Here is an 18,629-nt window from a genome sequence, read left to right on the forward strand (position 1 = left end):
ACTTCGTACTCCAATCTTAAATAAAATCCATTATATCAGATGTTCAACTCATTTTTCAAAATCGGCTGCTGCTTTTTCCTCTTGCGCAAAAAAATGTTGGATGTCTTCGGCGATCTCGGTTGGACTTGCTTCAATCAGAGGTAAGTTTTTGGGTAAGCCTTTGACCATTCGTTTGCCATATTTTGTCGATAGCAAGCGTCGATCAAGGACGACCATCACGCCGGTATCCTCCTCGGAACGGATCAAGCGCCCCAATGCTTGGCGCAGCCGTAAAATCGCTTTAGGTAAGGCATCTTCTTTAAAAGAATCAATGCCTTCTGCTTCCAAAAAGGCGTGCCGTGCTTGGACCATGGGTTGTTTAGGGTTCTCAAAAGGCAATCGGGTCACCACAGCGATCTTCAGTGCCTGTCCTGGTAAATCGATCCCTTCCCAAAAACTGCTAGTCCCTAATAAGATACCATTTTCCGCTAATAAAAATTTCTTTAAGATTTTTTCACGGGTTCCGCCAGTCCCTTGAGCAACGATTTCTCTGCCATAATGCAGGGCTTTTTTATTCAATCGATCATAGACATTTTTCAAAGTTTCGTGCGCCGTAAACAACACAAGCGCTGGTTGCGGATTGTCAAACAAAATCGGGACTAACGCTTCGACTAAATAATCCGCGTATTCGGCAGCTGATGCTTGTTGGATCGAGAGACCTTTTTTGATTACATACAGTCGCGTTTGCTTGCTGTAATCATAAAAGGCAGGAATCGTTTTGACTGGCACATCCGTCAAGCCGATCTGATGGGCAAAATATTCTTTGTTGCCTGGGATCTTCAATGTCCCCCCTAGATAAATGATGTGCTGATAGCGTTGGTACCATGTGCTCTCCACGATCGAATGTCCTTCTAGATCAGCTAACTCAATCACAGCATTTCCTGACTGGGGATGCTTTTTCAGCCAATGAACGTAACGAGGATGCCACCAAGTCAACCACGCGGTCACTGTTTGTTCCTGTGCGTCCATTTGACTAAAGAAATCAAATAAACGGGCAATCACGATCCGTTGTCTTGCATACCACCGATCATTGGTCAACTCGAATCGCTGACGCAGCTGCTGTTGAATCTCATTGATTTCCTGATAATAGAGGCTCAATTTTTGATGTAGCTTGTCCTGCTCTAATGACCCATCATAGAGGTCATGATGCTGAACGACTTGTAATTCTGGGGCATCGATCGATAAGGTGCGAAAATACTGTTCTTGTGTTTCGACCAAAACCGACAATGCATTTCGATACAACGAGAACATCCGTTGCAAAAAATCGTCCTCGGTAATGATCTGAGCAATTTCTTCAAATAGTCCTTCTTCATTCAGCTGTAAAAACTGCCGCTTGAAATGAGCAGAGTCAAAGATATGTTGACTAAACCCTTCTGCTTGCTGCGGCAACTGTTGGGCTTCATCGATCAACAAATAATCACTCGTTGGCAACAGTGGCTGCGCCCGTCGGTTTTCCTGCATTAAAAAGGCATGATTGACGATCAAAACATTGCTTTGCGCCATCCGCCGATATAAATGTCGAACAAAATCTTGTTCATAGAAGGGTTGATCTTTGGCTAAAAAGTCGACCCCGCGATGGCGAATGTCGGTAAATAAAGGATGATCAAGACGAACTAAATTCAATTCATCAAAGTCACCTGTTTCTGTTTTGGTCAGCCAGACTAAGATCCCCATCTGATATTGGGCGTATTGCTTTTGTTCTACCGGTTGATCCAGCGTCGCTTTAAAGCGCTGCAAATCAATGTAATGACGATGGCTTTTGACCAAGACCGCTTGCAAAGGCTGCTGCAGTACTTGGTTCACCAATGGAATGTCTTTGCTAATGATCTGATTTTGTAAAAGAATCGATGAGGTGCTAACGATCAATGGATTTTCTGGCGTCGCTAAATAAGCGGCTGGAAACAAGTAACCGATGGTTTTTCCCATCCCCGTTTCTGCTTCAATAATCAAATTTTTCTCTGGTTGGGTGTAATGCGTATACACCGCATTCATCAAACGTGCTTGTTGTTTCCGATAGATCAAGTGCTCGCCAAAGCGCTGTTCTTTTTCCGTTTTTACTTTCGGATACGTTTCTTGAAAATGCGTGGCTTCAAAAAGCGGAACAGTTTTTTTTCGCAGGACGACGCCGTCGATCACTTCGAAATCTTCCGCCAACTCTGGTCCTTTTTCTTTCAAAATTCCGTGAATATACTCACTCGTTTGCATCCCCATCTGACCGCTTAAAAGCGCAATCTGTTTAAGAGTCGTCCGTGGTAGCTGTCGCATGATTGCTTCAATGTATAAAAATAATGCTGCGGTCACTTCTGCATCACTATCGGCTTGATGCGGGTTGTCATGACGAAAGCCGATGCTGTCTGCTAGATCACCTAAGCGAAAGCTGCTTTCTGTCGGCAAAAACACTTGCGCCAATTCCACCGTATCGATCCCTGGAATCGATAAAGGCGGCAGACCGCAACGAACCAATTCATTGCTTAAAAAATGATAGTCAAAATAAATGTTATGCGCCACAAAAATCGTATTGCTGAGTAAGTTGTAAATTGTGTCAGCTATGTCTTCGAAATAAGGCGCTTTGCTTACTTGCTGGTTTGTGATGTGTGTCAATCGTTGAATTTGCTTAGAAATTCTGCGGTCAGGGTTGATATCTGCGGCAAAACGATTAATGATCTTGCCATCTTGGACTAAGACGCAGCCAAATTGAATAATTCGATCAATCGTCGAATCAGTTCCTGTTGTTTCAAGATCCACCACAGCGTATATGGGTTTCATTGTATTCCTCCTTGCACACTGTCTGCATTATACTACAAAATCAATGGCGATTACATCTGTTTTCCCATCGGATACGAGGGTTCGCAGGAAGAAGAACCTTACTATCTAGTATCCGTATTTATCAGCTAAAGGAATTTGTCACTCGTCGCTGATCGCTTTTTTCGACAAAAAAAGGGATCTTTTTTATAATTTACTCTAAGGAGGCGAAAAAAATGAATGATTTCAAAAACAAACGAGTGATTGTAACGGGGGCTGCTTCAGGGATTGGAAAAGCGGTGGCAGAACAATTTCTAGCCCAGGGTGCTCTTGTTGGGTTGATTGATCGCAACGAAGAGGAGCTACAGGAGTTTCTTGCTGACTATGACGCACAAACCCACTATCGTGCCGTTGACGTCACTGAAGCAGAGAAGCTGCAAGAAGCGATGAATGGTCTTGTGGAAGAACTAGGTGGTCTCGATGTACTTCACGTCAATGCCGGCATCAACGGTACTTGGACACCGATCGAAGAATTGACGGTGGCGGAATGGGACCAGACAATCAACACAAATTTACGCAGTACCTTTATTACCGTCAAAGCTGCGATCCCATTTATGAAAGCAAACGGCGGCAGCATTGTCATTACGAGTTCAGTCAATGGAAACCGCATCTTCAGCAATTTTGGTGCGACTGCTTACAGTACATCTAAGGCAGGTCAAGTCGCCTTTACAAAAATGGCTGCGCTGGAACTTTCTGGTTATAATATTCGGGTCAATGCCATCTGCCCTGGGGCGATCGCAACGAATATCGATGCCAGCACAGAAATTGAAGAAGAGGTTGCTCGCGTTGAGATCCCCGTCAAATATCCAGAACGTTCTCGACCATTAAAACAAGAAACAGGCGTGCCAGAACAAGTCGCCAACCTTGTGCTTTTTCTATCTTCAGAGGCTGCGGGCAATATTTCTGGAACGGAAGTCTATATTGATGGAGCGGAATCTTTGCTTTAATACAACAAAAAAACGAAAAATCAAACCTGATCCCCTCACTTGTTTCAAGTAAAACCTGTGAGATGGATCATTTCTTGATTTTTCGTTTTTTCTTTTTGTTTATTTTTCCACCAAAGCTGCGATTTCTTCTAGAAAAGCAGTCTTGCCATAAAAATCTGCATTCAATAACTCGGGAAAAATGGCTTCAAAGAAATAGGTCACACATGGACGATGCTGAAACGCTTTGACCGTCAAAACCGCTTCACGAAACATTTCTTTGAACACTTTGTCGGGGTTGCTTTTTGAGATCTCTTCAAAAGATTCATACAAAAGATCGATCTTATCCGCAATTGCCAAAAGCTGTCCTTCAAGGCTGTTGTCTTTGCCATCCGCCAAGCGTCTGCGATACGTCGCTTGAAAGCTTTGGGGGATTTCTTCTTCGATGAAGGCATCGGTCATTTTTTCTTCAACGGTTGATAACATCGCCCGCAATTCTTTGTTTGCATATTTGACTGGCGTTTTGATGTCGCCGATGAAACGTTCCGTGTAATCATGGTTCAAGGCTTTTTCATAAAGAATTTGCCAATCGACTTGATTTCCCGCTTGTTCTTCGATATCGGCTAAGGTCTGGGCAATCATGGTTACTCGAAACGAATGAGCGGCCACGCTGTGCTCGGTAAACTTAAAAAATCCAGGTGCTCGTTGGATTTTTTCTAAATTAGCCAATCCAAGAATAAATTCATTCAATCCCATCAGTCTGCCTCCTTTTTTTCTAAGAGTATAACAACTACTTTCTCCGCAAGCAAATATCACGCGCACAAAAAAAAGAGCAGCTAAGCTGCTCTTAAAAGGCATTCATAAATTACGCTTTGTTAACGTTAGTCGCTTGAGGGCCACGTTGTCCGTCTTCGATATCGAAAGTCACTGCTTGACCTTCTTCTAAAGTTTTGAAGCCTTCGCCTTGGATAGCTGAGAAATGAACGAATACATCGTTACCGTTTTCTGCAGTGATGAATCCAAAACCTTTGTCTGAGTTAAACCATTTAACTGTACCTGTTTCCATAATAAAAATCCTCCTTGTGTTTATACACATATTTTGCAATTACTTGTATAAGGTGAAAATGTGGAAGATGTTTAAGATGAAACAAGCTACCATAATTTACCGTAACAAAAACTACACTTTGTATTATAGCACATTATCTTCTTTATGACTAATAGAAAATCAAAAAAAATGAAAACGCCTTTATTTTTTTGTGATTCGCAAAAAGACTGCTGCACTAAAGATCTGCAACAGTCTTTTCTTTTTTGGAAACGATTTATTTACGAAGGACGAAACTGCGTTTAGTAGCGCAAAATCGCAGTCAAACTTTTTTCTCCTGGGGCATCTTTTTGTTCCAAAATAGATACCTCGCCGCCGTTTTCTAAAACATCGATTGCCAGCGTATTTAACACTTGGCGACGATCGTATTCCGTGTCAGGATCTTCTCCAAACCCATCGGCGAGATTGGAAGTCGCTACAAACAGATTGGCGATCCTGCCTTCTTTAGCTGCAGGTACGATATCAACCAATTGGTCAATAAATTTCCGATCCAACAGCTTGCCGTATTCCCCAACTTCTTTTTGTGTCAACTCCGCAATCAGCTTTTGCGTACACGTTTGGATCTCTTTCAAAGATAACGATGCTGGTGAAGAGGAAATGCTTGGTTCTGCTTTGAAAAAGTTCGTTTTTGCCACTTTTTTAAACAGCGTTTGATTTTCTGGTAAAGCAAAAAGATACATTGGTAAATGCTCTTCGTTTGAAAAATCATTCTTAAAAAATGCATCAACTGCTTGGTAGTAGTTGACGTGATCGATCTCGACTTCTTCATCTTTGGCACTAAAGCCGTGATAAGCGACGCCTTCTCCCCCTGAGTTAGGGCCACCTTGGGCACTGTAATTAAAGTTGCCGCCGCCAGTGATTTCTTCCCCCAGCGCTTTTTCGATCGTTGTCGGTGCCTCTTCTGGCAACTCGACTTCACGCACTTGATTGTTTTCAACTTGATAGACTTGCATTGAATCGCGATTCAACGCTAAGAGATAAAATGGGTAATTAAATTGTGCGTTTTTGATGACAGCTAATACATACGGGGTTTCCCCTACGTAATATTGATCATCCACACGAATACTTAACCGATGAACTAGTACATCTTCTGGTGTGATAATCACCGCCACACTCGTTGTACTGTTACGCCAAAATGATTGATCTGCAAGCAGTTCATCAATTTTCGTTTGAAAAAGATCCCAAGAATGTTCTGGGTATTTCTTTTCAAAGCGGCGCTTCGCATCTTTGGCAAAGTTCTTAAATTTGATTTGATCCTTTTCGACATTCTGGTGGCCGACATGCGTATTGAGCATGATCGTGACAAATGGTCCTTTGATTCCGTCAGATATTACCTGCGATAAAAAACTTTTTCCAAATTTTCCCATTCCACATTACCTCCTGCTTAATCAAATACAAATAAAGTGTACCATGCTTATTTTCTTCCATAAAGTAAAACGATTGCACGCGTTTATTTCCTCATTCGTTTTTCTGATTACTCACTATACTGGCTATTTTTCAGCGGATCAGCCAAGGGATTTCTGGTGGCCCATAGAAAGCCTCGTTTGGTCCAAGTCTGAATGGTGGGCTCTTCTAGCTCTTTTAGACTGTGTCCAACGGATTGGAAAAAGACTCTGCCCTTGCCCCATTTTTTGATCCACATCATTGGCAGTATGACGTCTTGGTTAGCTGCATTCGGATGATCTTTAGCGGCAAATGTTGAGGTAGCTAACACAGTGACGGCTGGATCAACCAGACAATAGTATTGCTCCGTCGTCAACTGAGGGATCGATTGAGTATTTGCCGTAATATAGTGATCTGTCGTAAGATCGATGCTATAGGTCGTTTCCAATCCACCAGGATGTGCCAAAAAACAGCCGCCAGTCAGAAACAACCAGCCTTTACTGGCTTGAAAAGCCGAGGCAAAGCCGCCATGAACGCCTGCTAATCCTAACCCTTCTGCTACAGCCTGAGTGACATTTTGCAGCGGCTCATCAGGCAATTCTCCTCGCGTCCAATTCATGATCAACAGATCCAGCCTTTTTAATTCTTCTTTATGATAGAGAGGTTCAAAATCTGAGGCGAGTGTCACCTGATATCCTTCTGACTCCAGCAACGTTTGGTAAAACTGACTGGTTTCTTTTGGGGCGTGTCCTTCCCAACCTCCGTAAATGATCAATGCTTGTTTCATTTTGTGTTTCCTCCTTTCTTTCTAACTTAGCGAAAAAAATGCAAAAAGCGAAGCAGAACGATTCTCCGTTTTCCTTCGCTAGTAATTTTTTCTGATTTAACGGTTGATTGAACGCCCGACACGATTGATGGTATGGCGAATACCTCTAATTGCAACTGATGTTTCGAAAATATTTTCGGTCGGTGCCATGCCGCCATAGCCAGCATCACCAATATGCTGCAGATCGACCCCACAAGTTTTGTTGATAATGGCTAATTGTCGCAACGTTTCTGGACGCGCGCTTTCTTGACTCGTTCCGATCGCTGACATCGTCAATAAGTCATATTGTTTGGCAATTTGAACAGCTTCGATCAGATCCTTTTCTAGAAAGCCTTGAATCGAGCCCACGGAAGGCAGTAACAAAATATCTGCCCCAGCTTCAGCGTAAGAAATGATGGCTTCTCGATCAACCACAGGTTCATCTGAGCCGGCACTGTGCATTTTTCCAGCGATGATCAACCCAGAGAAATGTTCTTTTGCCAATTTTACTGCTTTAGCGATTTCTCGGTTGGTCACACCCGTTCCAGGATTGCCTGTAAAGCAAAGAAAGTCCACCCCGAGTTCTTGGGCTTTTTTGATGGTGTCAACCGAACTTGTTCGGCCTTGACTGATGCTGATCTTTTCACTCATCATTTCCGTCGTAGCTGGGATCGGCTCAAGATTGATGCCAACAGGTCGTCCAATCAGTTGTTTTAGTTGAGGAATCGGATTTTCAATGGGTTGTGTAGGATCAAGCAGCTGCTCCAATGTGATACCAGGCATCCCAAAAATAGCTGGACGATAACAATCAAAGCCATTCAACAAAATCAAGTCAGACCCAAAAGCTGCCGCGACTTCTGCGTTGGGGATGTCGCCAGCTTGCGGCATGGTTTGAACCACCGTTTCACAGACGATCACTCGTCCTTCGCTCGCTTTAATGGATTGTTTCAATTCTTGCGCCGACATTTCTTTGATTTCACTATAGTTTGCACTTATCAATCGTTTGACCATGTTTTTCTTCCTTTCTTTTCCTTCTCATCTTGCGAGAAACACGAATAACAGGTAAAATATAGCTATTGTGTTCCCTTAGTTAAATGGATATAACAAGTCCCTCCTAAGGATTAGTTGCTGGTTCGATTCCGGCAGGGAACGTTTTTTGAAGAAAAAGATTCCTTATTTTTAAGGAATCTTTTTTTGTTGGAAAGCAACTACCTCTGCCTCGATTTGCTTAGAAATAATCTTCCAGAATCGGCTTTCCGTCTGGTAAGTTTTCCTGAATCATCACTGCAGCTTCCTTCTCCGTTTCCATTTGCTGGAAAAAAACCAAGGAATCAAGGGATTGTGCCTGCAAAAACAGTTGCACAAAGCGCTGAATCGACAAGGTTGCTTTTGGCAGCTGGGTGGCGGTCGTTTTCGTGACATGATGCTGAGCGTTTTCGATCGTCACTTCATAACACCCATTATTCCATGGGGCATATTCGTCCCCTTGAATTTCTATGGCAAAACGACCAGCTTTTTTCAACGTAAATGGATAGCTTGTTAGAAACCCTTCCACATCGACGACTCTTGCCATCATGTCCGGGCGCACTTGGTAGTGAGCCAATGGTTTGGCTGCATTTACTTGCAGGACTTCCCCATCAAACCCTGGTCGATAATGGATCTGCGCTACTGAATCTGCATGGGAAACGATAAACCGATTGAATCCTTGATATGCGTCAGCGGTCAAATAGCCCCACTCTTGAATATCAAAGCGTCCTCCTTCAACAAAGTAGATCAAATACCCTTCAGGAACGCCCGCTTCATTGCGATAAATCGCAAACGTATACGGTCTGCGCAAAACAAACTTGATTTCTTCCCACCAGGCTTGGCGAATCAGCCCACCTTTTTGATGGCGAGGCAATTGATGATAAATCTCGTGAATGATCGGCTGTGCTTCCTCCCAATTCATGCGTTGAATCCTTCCGTTCACTTTCTTCCCATCGGGCCATTGATGCGCATCAACTTCATAAACGGTGCGTTCAAAGGTATATTCATACCCATATCTGCGATAAAACGCAAAGGAGAAAGGTGCCAGATAGGACAGAACGATTTTTTGTTCATAGCAATCTTTAATGATTTGTTTCATGATCCGATCGATCCGACCTTGGCTGCGATACTCTGGATAAGAAGCCACAAAACCGATCCCTGCCATTGGATAGGTCGTTCCATGAAAATTCACATCAAAAATAGTTGCCATGATTTGGCTCGCTAGTTTTCCATCCTCGTCGTAGGAACCATAATTCCATGAATTCTCCGCGAGCTTGCGATAGCGCTTGATATTTGTTTCATTCAACTCCCACTGAAAGGCATAAGAAACCAATTCCAGTACTTCTTGCGAACCGAATTCGGTCATTTTTTTGACATCTGTCATTCCTTCATCTCCTCTACTTGAAAACACGCAAGAAACGCAAAAAAGGCGTCAGTCGACCCCTTAATATGCTTCTTCCATCATACTCAACATTTTTTTAAATTGCTTGCGTTTGAAATATCCTAGAATGGTGCCTAAGAGCATGTCATTCAATTGTTGCATGAAGCCATGTGATTTCATGGTTTCCGTATAAATGACTTTACTGCTCTTTTCATCAAGCGGCGCTACTTCATAGCGAGCGACAAATTCATTTTTCGTTGTTTCTGTTTTGAATTGATAAACTTGATTTTCAATGATTTCTTCGATCTCTATCTTCGCACGACTCGTAGTAGAAAATTCCTTTACATATTGAAATCCTGCCAGTTGCTTTCTAGAAAGTGTTTTTCCAGTTGCTTTTCGTACGTCAAAGATAACAGAATCCATAATTTGATCGTAAAAGACATTTGCTGGAATCGATAAATCTTTTTCAATTCTCATTAAGACTTCCTCCTATCTGACTCTTCGGCTTTCTTCTTTCCTTTCATGAACAAAAGACTGCCAGAAATAAGCAAGAAAATACCTGTTGTAAAACTGAATATATCTAACTGCTGATTACTTGGATTCATACTGTATAGGACTACGAGTAGACCGATACTACATATAAACAAGCCGTTTTTTATCATTTTCAATCATCCTATCTATTCGTTGATCCACAGAGAACCTACTCAAACACCAACTGCTTGAAAGTATAAAACAGAACCCCAAGGCTGTGCTTTGATCAATTCTTTTGCTTTTTTTGCCGCCGCTTCTGAATCGGAAGCTGTGGTAGTAAAAATAAGTTTAATCCCTTGTTTTTCTTTGAATGTAAAAGAAATTCCATCTTCGTTATATCCTTCAAGTAATTCTTTGATGGCATCTTGCTGCATTGCACTTGCTATTGAAATCATATTCTTTTCCTCCTAAATAATCAATAATAAAAGGAGGAGCTGCTTTACTTCAAGCGAAGCCATAGCAGTTCCTCACAATCTACAGGTCTATTCGCCTAGTTTTGGATCAATTTTATTTGCTGAAATAACGAACGGCGCCCAAATGAAGAATGTAACGACCATACATACCAACGTTACGATTGGGGCACGCCAGTCAGCTCCTGTTGCCAAGAATGATAGCAACATTGGTGGAACGACCCACGTTACTTGTTGTGAAACAGGTGCTACTAAACCAAAGTACGTTGCTAACCAGCCGATTGAAGTGGCTACTAGCGGAGCAATAATGAACGGAATAAACATGATCGCATTCAATACGATTGGCAGACCGAACATTACCGGTTCATTGATGTTGAATACACCAGGTCCGATTGACAATTTTGCAACAGTTAGATAATCCGCACGTTTTGATAGGATCAAAATAGCAATCAGCAATACAATTGTACCACCTGAACCGCCAAACCAAGCAAATGAGTCAAAGGATCCGCGTACCCACATATATGCCTTGCCGTCTTCGATTGCGGCAAGGACCGCGTTTGTCCCAGTTTGTCCTTCATATCCTTTTTGGAAGATATCGATATTGATCAACTGCGCTTGTCCCCAGATACCTTCTAAAACTGGAGCCAGTACGTTTGGACCATGGATTCCGAAGAACCAGAAAATTTGAACAAAAACAGTTACGATCAAAACTGCGCCAAGTCCTTGAGACAAGCCCAGGAATGGTTCTGCAATATATTTTTGGACAAGATCAATAATTAATTGTCCATCAGTTAGTTTACCGACAATAAAGTTAATAATTGCAATGACATATAAGGCGATTGTTGCTGGCAAAATCGCTGCGAACGCTTTCGATACTGCTGGCGGTACTGAATCAGGCATTTTGATAGTGATATCAGCTAACATCAATTTACAGAAAATAATAACTGAAATAGCCCCCATGATCATTACGGTAAAATAAGCGTTTCCGTTTAGATGATCGAGTTTCAACCAACCCCATCCACCTGCTGTAATTGCATCTGCTGTTGCAGACCATCCGGAAGTTGCTGACCCAGCATTGATTTCATCCATCAAAGCTGTTGGAACAGCTGTCGCCACAGAAGTGCTGTATGAAAAAGCAATACCTTGAATCAATGTCGCTACCCCAACGATCCCACCTGCGAGATCATTCACTCGATAAGCACGAGCCAGATTATATCCCCAAGAAAAGGCAAATACTAAACCAGCAACAGCCAATGTACCATTCCATACGAAGCCATTGATACTAATAATTTCACGAATAACTGGAATGGTACTGGCATCATAACTCGGCCAAAATTGCGGTGGTAAGTCACGAATGATCGCGTTGATCATTACTGCGATCGAACCAGCCATAGTAGCGGGCATTGTTCCAATAAAGGCATCACGTAATGCAACTAAGTGCTTCTGGGCTCCAATTTTTGCAGCTACAGGGAGAATGTACTTCTCCATCCAACTTGTTAATCCATCCATTCTTAATTCCTCCTATAAGTTCTATTCGTCAAAGAAGATTTTTTGATTCATCGACAATAACTACTTCTATCCGTTCAAAGATTATTCGTTATTTAGACGTCGATAGACATCAATGATTTCTTTCGCTAAATCGGTAAATGCGATTGACGTCATTAGGTGATCTTGTGAATGCACTGTCAACAATGTCACGGTCATATGATTGCCTTGAGCTTCTTGTGTCAATAATCCTGTTTGCGAATGATGCGCTTCCACAAGAGATGCTTCAGCATCTTTGATTTTTTGGTCAGCTAATTCGAAGTCCCCTTCTTTTGCTGCCGCGATTGCTTCCATTGCGTCACTTTTTGCATTACCACCATACATGATCAATCCCATAATGGCTTCCAAATTTTGCTCATCCATCTTTAAAAATCCTCCTTACACTTCGATCCTAAAAATCTTAGTTCATTAATGTTTCTGCTTGTTGCAATACTTTTTCGCCGTTCATCATGCCATAGTCTGCCATGTTGATCACGTCCAAAGGAATGCCTTTTGGTGCTAGTTTTTGTTCAAATTGTGATTTCATGAATCGTACTTGTGGTCCTAATAATAGAACATCGACTGGTTTCGACTCCAAATGTTGGTCGGCTTCTGAAGCTGAAACAGCAAAGATATCTGCTTCCATTCCTTTTGCTTCGGCTGCTTTTTGCATTTTCGTCACCAATAGACTGGTACTCATTCCTGCTGAACAAACAAGCATAATCGTTTTTTTCGCCATCGCGTATCTGCTCCTTTCTGTTGTAAGTTACACTTTACTATAAAGCAAAAAGCGTGCCAAAAAAAAATAAGTCCAGACCTTTATATATCAATGGTCTGAACCAATTTTTCTTTTGCACACTCACGGATTTATCATTACACACTAATATTGTGTGCGGATTCATCATAACTTTTTATTTCATTTTCTAAGAACATTTGTGTTAAATAGGCGATCTCATCTTCAGAGATTTTGATTTGATAGTTTTTCTCTATCTGCAATAAATGAGTTCGCAACACATCTGTTTCGATACGATAGCGTTTTTGGAAGGCCGTCAAATTGGGGAAGGTACGGGAATGTTCCTTCTTCAATAAACTTTCCACTAGAAAGGCTAAATGAATCACTAAGCCCGCATCAACGGTAGGTTCAACAATCACATGCAATTGATTTTGAATTTGATGAACGATTCGCTGCAGACTTTCGATCAGATGATAGACGGACCCCACATGCGTTAAGGTATTTTCTAATGAACGTACGATTTTTTCAATCGGCACTTCATCTGAAACGATCCGCTTCAGCACATTCAACCGATTGTCATCAAAGACATCATAGGCGGAAAAGAACGGGATATTTTGATAATCGATCTCGACGGTGCCCGCAATGGCTTTGATCTCATATTCTTCTAGCAAGCCATCAATATGTTTCTTGAAGGTTTCTTTTTCAATAAATTGCATTTGAATGATCTCGACTTTTGATTGATCGACGACGGGATAAATTCGTTGATAAAGTTTAGCAGCGACACCTTCTCCAGTAAAGCAAGTGACGATGACTGCTTTTTTATTCCCCTTCGCTTCGCGAACTGTGCGGAACTGTTCTTGCACGATGGTTTCAAAAGAACGCTGAATGTTTTGATAAATGTCTTCTAAACTTCGGCCACTTTCCGCCATTCGCAAAGCCTCTAAGACGATCATCGTACTGACCATCGAGATGGCTTTCGTACGAATCCCGGTCTCTTCAGAAATCAAATTCGCAAATGAATTGAGGGAACCCATATCAGTTAAAAGCAATAAGCCGTTGCTCATCTTTTCCTTATTGTCAGTGACATAGTTCAATAGCTGCTCATACATTTGACCGACTTCCATATCTAAAGACATATTCATCGCTTTGCCGTGGTCGGTTTCAAGCAGCTCTTGTGCCGTTTCCAACATACTGCTGGCAGTCGCCTTGCCGTGCATCAAGACAATGATCTCGACTTTTTCAAGGGGCAGCTGCGAGGGTTGTTTGACTTGAATCGCTAAAAACATACTGATAAAGCCGATCTCATCGAAGGGGATCTCGACATGGCGTTCTTCTTCGATAATGGTCGATAGATCCATTGCCACCTGGAACTCGGATTTCAAGTTTTTTCTGACTGTATTCAAATCTGGATGAACGATCATATGTCCTTCTTTGACACGTTCCAGTGTACTTTGCAGATGCAGTGCAAAGGCAAAGCGGGCTTTTTCACTATAGGTTCGAGACAATCTTTGCCCAGCTAGATCATAAAGAACATTTGTCAGTTTCCAAATGTCTTCTGGAATCAGTTCTTTATGAACGGGATTTTGGATCAATTCTTCGACATACTTTTCAAAGTACGCATCGACATCTTTAGAGATCAAATTTTCCAGATCGACATTGGCTACGCCCGTTTCAATCAGCGAGCTGACTTTTTCTTCGATCTCGTTATACACTTGCATATTCCGTTGTGGATCACGAGACCAGACGACATCTGGGTCGCCAGGTTCAAAACTTAGAAAGTCGCCTTTGCCATCCAAAAACCGATCCAAGCGTTCCGACATTTCTTTGATCTTTAACAAGCCTTTTTGAACTTGCAAGGAGCAGTCGCCTTTTCGAATCAGCAAGTGTTTTTTTCCATAGGTTCGATAATGCAAAAATGCTTTGGCACAGACGAGTTTAAGGTCGCGCTTGATTTGGCCAATGTTGCCTTCTGCATCATAGAGCATAAAGGCCAATATCGCATCTCGTTCGACATCGATTCGTTGATTCAGACGGGTCGCCTCTTGCTTGATAAACAATGAAATGATTTCATACCGTTCATCTAAGGAACGACTTTCCACATTTGGCAAAGTAATAGCCATGGGAATTCGCCGATTGAAGGTCGTTAAAAAGGTTTCTGATGATTCCGTGGTGGCACCGATGATCTGCACGGCGGCTTCATGAACTTGATTACTTTCCCCTAGAGGACGGTAGATCCCTTTATCAATGAAGGTAAAGAGCATTTCTTGGCCTTCTGGCGGCAGTCGATGGATCTCATCTAAGAACAGGATGCCGCCATCGGCTTTTGCCATCAACCCTGGACTATCTTCTGCGGCACCAGTGTAGGCGCCTTTTTTGATGCCAAAGATGTGACCAAACAACAATTGCGGATTTTGTGCATAATCCGCACAGTTAAAGGATACGAATGGGGCATCTTTTTCTAACATATTTGATTCAACCGCAAAGTGATACATACATTCGGCAAATAAGGATTTACCCGTACCTGTCTCCCCAAAAATAATGGTATGGAGCCCTCTAGGCGGATATAAGATCGCCGCTTTGGCTTGCTGGATACTTACTTTCAAGGAAGCTTGGACTCCAACCAGACTTTCAAAACTCACTTCAGAGGAAACATCCACATGGACCGTTTCTTCTAAAGGCTCATAAACAACCGGACGGCCGGAACGTTTGCCGATTTTCTTTTCTTTATAAAGCTCACTGAGATAACGGCTTGCATTGCTGCGATCGATTTGTAAGATTTTAGCGACATCAACTGCGGTCAACCCTTGCTTATGCAGTTCGATCGTTTGAAAAATCTCTTCTTTTCGCGAATTCATTCGATAGCCTCCTCATTTTTTTACACACTAATAATAAACAACGTTAATGGTAACACAAAAAGACGCTCAATGGCGTCTTTTTCCTTTGTCTTTTTGCTTTTTCGTCTTTTTCTTGCTCTTTTTGACAGGAGTGTGTAATTTTTCAGGCGTTTTCTTGGAAATTTTCTGCACACTTGCTGTTTTCGTTTCTTTCTTGCTTTCTTTTTCGACAACAGGTGCTTCTGTGTGTAACTGTCCCCCATGCAGATAGACTTCCTTGAGTTCTATGGACAACTGATTCGCGATTTTTTTCAAATCCTTCAAGGAATGGTCTTGAACGATCGTGACGACGGTTCCTTCTTTGCCCATTCTCCCAACGCGTCCTGCGCGGTGTAAATAGGATTCTTTTTCTAAAGGGACTTCTGTATTGATCACGTAAGGCAAATCCACGACATCTAAGCCGCGAGAGGCGACATCGGTCGTCAATAGTTCCACTAGTTTTCCTTGGCGAAAGCTCTCTAATGCACCTTTTCGTGCAAGTTTGTTTTGATCAGATGCCAGAGATGCCACCGGCAAGCCATGAAACAATAGCTTTTCTTCCGCATTCCCCATTGTGCTTAATTCATTGAAGAAAACCAAAGCTTGAAAGTTTGTTAAATGAGCAAAGCGTCTTAAAGCATCCACGATTCGTCGTTGCGGATAGTTCAAATAGTAATGATGGATGACGCCTTTGCTCTGATCTTCTTGGGTAACATCAATGATCAGCGGCTCTTTTGACACGAATGGTCGAATCTCATCAATCACTTCGTTCGCGGTTGCTGAAAAGAAACTACGCTGGATTTGTTTTGGTAATGTTTGATTGATCTTGGCTGCTAGGGTGAAGGCACCCTCCTTCAATAATTGGTCAACCTCATCCAATACCAATGATTGCAGCTGCTGGGTCTTGATTTTTTTGGCTTTGATCAATTCTAACACTCGGCCTGGGGTACCGATCAAGACCTCGGGTTTGTCTTTTAGTTTTTCCACTTGGCGTTTCGTACTTGCGCCGCCAATTAACGGCAGAACGGTCAAACCAATGGCTTGGGCCCATTCCCTTGCTACTTCTGTGACTTGCATCGCTAATTCTTGTGAAGAAGTCAAAATCAACAGCTGATTGCCTTGCTTTGCTTCGACCTTTGTTAACAGTGGCAAAAGGTATGCCAATGTTTTACCAGAACCGGTCGGTGAGATTCCTATGACAGACGCGCCGTCTTTTAAAGGACCAAAGGTTTTTTCTTGGATCAAGGACGGTGCGTGATAACCAGCCGCTTGCCATTTTTCCTGCCAGACGTCTGGCAATTGTGTCAATTCAAATACTGTCATAAATGTTCCATTCCTTATTTTTTATCTGCATCAAAAATGATATCGGCCTGCTTACGCATCAAAGAGACGGTTTCATTGACACTGCGGGCAAGTTCCACCCATTCCTCATAGAGTTGTCCTTGTTTAGGATCATCTTTGTTTTCAATGATGTCTGCAAAGTCTTGCGCTTCTTCGATCATCGGATTGTCTAAAGCAGCGACTGCTAATGGATGCGTTTGTTTTGTTTGGCGTTCATAAAATGCTGCTTCTTCAATAGCATTGACGGCATTCAAATCTAATGTCCCGTCTTCAAAATAAATTTCTGATCGTAACTCTGAATCAGCGATTTTGCCTGTTTGGATCGTGACATCAAAATCAGCATAGCGTAGCACAGCAGTCCCGATACCATCTACACCCGTCGGTAATTTGCGCGCAAAATAATGAACGTCCTGCGGTTTACCAAACCAAGCGACCGCCGCATATACTGGATACACACCCAAGTCTGCTAAAGCTCCGCCAGAAAAATGTGGAGAAAAGATATTTGGTTCCTCCCCAGCTAGTACAGCGTCATAACGAGACGAGTATTTCATATAAGAAAAGTTCGCCCCAAGAATGGCACCGCGTGTCGGTAAGAATTCGGCTACGGTTGAAAAACTCGCTTCATGAATGTTGCGAGCTGCTTCAAAGAATAAAACCTGTTGTTGGTTTGCTAGGTCAATGATCTCCGCCATTTCCTCAGGCGTTGAAAAGGCTGGCTTTTCCACAATGACATTTTTTCCTGCCAAAATCCCTTGCTTGGCTTGTTCAAAGTGCAAACTGTTCGGAGAAGCGATATAGACCGTGTCCATATGAGCTAAGCCAAAAAAAGTGGCCAAATCGGTCGCATATTCGATGTCCCCGTATTTTTCCCCAAAGCGTTGCGCTGTGGCTAATTTCCTTGAGTATACGGCTACCAATTGATACCGTTTGGTTTCGTGGGCTGCTTGTACAAATTGATCGGTGATCCAATTTGTGCCGATAATCCCTAAATGAATCATGTGTTTTCCTTCTTTCTTCTATAGATTGGGGTCGTCAAATTCGACGTTCAAATCAAAAGGGATCGGTTCTTTGACCGCGATCATCCCTTGGTTTACCTGGCAATTATAAGCAAACACTTCGACACCTTTGCTTTGCGCTTCAGCGATCTTATCGGCCAGATCCGGCTGCATCTGTCGATGGATCGTGGCGCTTTGCACCACTTCAAATTGGATCATGAACAAAACCGCCGCATAATAGCCTGCTTCTTTGGCATGGATCAATTCATTGACGTGTTTCAAGCCGCGAATCGTTGGCGCATCTGGGAAAGCGCCGATTTGCTTGTTTTCAAGTGTCATCCCTTTAATTTCTATAAACCCTTTTTCTTGTTCGTCTGTTTCAAAATAAAGATCAAACTTAGACATCCCATAGACGACTTCACGCCGCAAGAGGGCAATTTTCCCTTTGATATTTGGCAACTGGATCGTGCCATCCAAAAGGCCTTCATAGCCTAACCGATTGGGTACTTGACTATCAATATTGATCCATTGGTCTTCTTTCTTGACTGAGATCAAATCGTAATTGGTTTTACGTTTCGGATTGTCCCAATATTGGAGGGTCACGAGTGCCCCTTTGTGCAATAGTTCTTTTCCTCGTCCCGTATTTTTCACATGGACGATCACTTCTTGCCCATCGACTAGACATCGGGCAATGAATCGGTTGTCGCGAACGAGAAACGTGGCTAAGAGGGTATTCGGATAATTCATTTTCTCACCTGCTC

Annotated in this window: 18 protein-coding genes and 1 tRNA gene; 2 read left to right on the forward strand and 17 right to left on the reverse strand. The window is 42.5% G+C overall.

The features are described 5' to 3' along the window. Positions 1–48: 48 nt before the first annotated feature. Complete coding sequence (locus ACI3E5_RS14945; protein ID WP_325846006.1) at positions 49–2,805, reverse strand: helicase C-terminal domain-containing protein; 2,757 nt, start codon at positions 2,803–2,805, stop codon at positions 49–51. Positions 2,806–3,017: 212 nt separating this feature from the next. On the opposite strand from ACI3E5_RS14945, the gene ACI3E5_RS14950 reads away from it, so the two are divergent. Further along, positions 3,018–3,788 carry an SDR family oxidoreductase gene (locus tag ACI3E5_RS14950; protein ID WP_325846007.1) on the forward strand — a complete coding sequence of 257 codons (771 nt, stop codon included), beginning with the start codon at positions 3,018–3,020 and terminating at the stop codon, positions 3,786–3,788. A gap of 99 nt (positions 3,789–3,887) precedes the next feature. Here the strand turns inward: ACI3E5_RS14950 and ACI3E5_RS14955 are convergent, their stop codons facing one another. From ACI3E5_RS14955 to ACI3E5_RS14975, 5 genes are all read right to left on the reverse strand, one after another. Then, entirely contained in the window at positions 3,888–4,520 is a 633-nt protein-coding gene (locus ACI3E5_RS14955) for an HD domain-containing protein (RefSeq protein ID WP_010749341.1), read from the reverse strand. A gap of 109 nt (positions 4,521–4,629) precedes the next feature. Beyond that, positions 4,630–4,830 carry a cold-shock protein gene (locus ACI3E5_RS14960; RefSeq protein ID WP_003126918.1) on the reverse strand — a complete coding sequence of 67 codons (201 nt, stop codon included), beginning with the start codon at positions 4,828–4,830 and terminating at the stop codon, positions 4,630–4,632. Positions 4,831–5,108: 278 nt separating this feature from the next. Continuing rightward, positions 5,109–6,233, reverse strand: a complete 1,125-nt coding sequence (locus ACI3E5_RS14965; protein WP_005229492.1) for a baeRF6 domain-containing protein — start codon at positions 6,231–6,233, stop codon at positions 5,109–5,111. Positions 6,234–6,340: 107 nt separating this feature from the next. Then, entirely contained in the window at positions 6,341–7,036 is a 696-nt protein-coding gene (locus tag ACI3E5_RS14970; protein ID WP_498822046.1) for a ThuA domain-containing protein, read from the reverse strand. Between the two features lie 96 nt (positions 7,037–7,132). Further along, positions 7,133–8,065 (reverse strand): DUF7916 family protein, encoded by a 933-nt coding sequence (locus ACI3E5_RS14975; RefSeq protein ID WP_498822044.1) that lies wholly within the window; start codon positions 8,063–8,065, stop codon positions 7,133–7,135. Between the two features lie 69 nt (positions 8,066–8,134). Between ACI3E5_RS14975 and ACI3E5_RS14980 the strand changes: the two genes are divergently transcribed. After that, positions 8,135–8,206 (forward strand) — tRNA-Arg (locus ACI3E5_RS14980). A 76-nt stretch (positions 8,207–8,282) separates the two neighbouring features. Here ACI3E5_RS14980 and ACI3E5_RS14985 read toward each other — a convergent pair. The 11 genes from ACI3E5_RS14985 to sfsA all read right to left on the reverse strand — a co-directional run bounded on the left by ACI3E5_RS14985 (position 8,283) and on the right by sfsA (position 18,615). Further along, positions 8,283–9,464: a GNAT family N-acetyltransferase gene (locus ACI3E5_RS14985; RefSeq protein ID WP_325846009.1), complete on the reverse strand. Its 1,182-nt coding sequence runs from the start codon at positions 9,462–9,464 to the stop codon at positions 8,283–8,285. A gap of 60 nt (positions 9,465–9,524) precedes the next feature. Then, complete coding sequence (locus tag ACI3E5_RS14990) at positions 9,525–9,938, reverse strand: DUF3284 domain-containing protein (RefSeq protein ID WP_015510041.1); 414 nt, start codon at positions 9,936–9,938, stop codon at positions 9,525–9,527. Continuing rightward, positions 9,938–10,123, reverse strand: a complete 186-nt coding sequence (locus ACI3E5_RS14995; RefSeq protein WP_010749336.1) for a DUF3188 domain-containing protein — start codon at positions 10,121–10,123, stop codon at positions 9,938–9,940. Before ACI3E5_RS14995 ends, ACI3E5_RS14990 begins: the two co-directional genes overlap by 1 nt. A gap of 42 nt (positions 10,124–10,165) precedes the next feature. Continuing rightward, on the reverse strand, positions 10,166–10,387 hold the full coding sequence (locus ACI3E5_RS15000) for a hypothetical protein (protein WP_010749335.1): 222 nt from the start codon (positions 10,385–10,387) through the stop codon (positions 10,166–10,168). An 87-nt stretch (positions 10,388–10,474) separates the two neighbouring features. After that, complete coding sequence (locus ACI3E5_RS15005) at positions 10,475–11,911, reverse strand: PTS sugar transporter subunit IIC (RefSeq protein ID WP_010749334.1); 1,437 nt, start codon at positions 11,909–11,911, stop codon at positions 10,475–10,477. An 81-nt stretch (positions 11,912–11,992) separates the two neighbouring features. Further along, positions 11,993–12,310 (reverse strand): PTS lactose/cellobiose transporter subunit IIA, encoded by a 318-nt coding sequence (locus ACI3E5_RS15010; protein WP_005229473.1) that lies wholly within the window; start codon positions 12,308–12,310, stop codon positions 11,993–11,995. Between the two features lie 37 nt (positions 12,311–12,347). Beyond that, positions 12,348–12,665, reverse strand: a complete 318-nt coding sequence (locus ACI3E5_RS15015; RefSeq protein ID WP_005229471.1) for a PTS sugar transporter subunit IIB — start codon at positions 12,663–12,665, stop codon at positions 12,348–12,350. Between the two features lie 134 nt (positions 12,666–12,799). Continuing rightward, on the reverse strand, positions 12,800–15,514 hold the full coding sequence (locus ACI3E5_RS15020) for a sigma-54-dependent transcriptional regulator (protein ID WP_325846010.1): 2,715 nt from the start codon (positions 15,512–15,514) through the stop codon (positions 12,800–12,802). Positions 15,515–15,580: 66 nt separating this feature from the next. Then, entirely contained in the window at positions 15,581–16,855 is a 1,275-nt protein-coding gene (locus tag ACI3E5_RS15025) for a DEAD/DEAH box helicase (protein ID WP_325846011.1), read from the reverse strand. 14 nt (positions 16,856–16,869) lie between these two features. After that, positions 16,870–17,871, reverse strand: a complete 1,002-nt coding sequence (locus ACI3E5_RS15030) for a Gfo/Idh/MocA family protein (RefSeq protein ID WP_325846013.1) — start codon at positions 17,869–17,871, stop codon at positions 16,870–16,872. A gap of 18 nt (positions 17,872–17,889) precedes the next feature. After that, positions 17,890–18,615, reverse strand: a complete 726-nt coding sequence (gene sfsA / locus ACI3E5_RS15035) for a DNA/RNA nuclease SfsA (protein ID WP_060792906.1) — start codon at positions 18,613–18,615, stop codon at positions 17,890–17,892. Positions 18,616–18,629 lie beyond the last annotated feature (14 nt).

The sequence above is a fragment of the Candidatus Enterococcus avicola genome (assembly GCF_047470845.1).
Taxonomy (GTDB): Bacteria; Bacillota; Bacilli; order Lactobacillales; family Enterococcaceae; genus Enterococcus_D; species Enterococcus_D casseliflavus.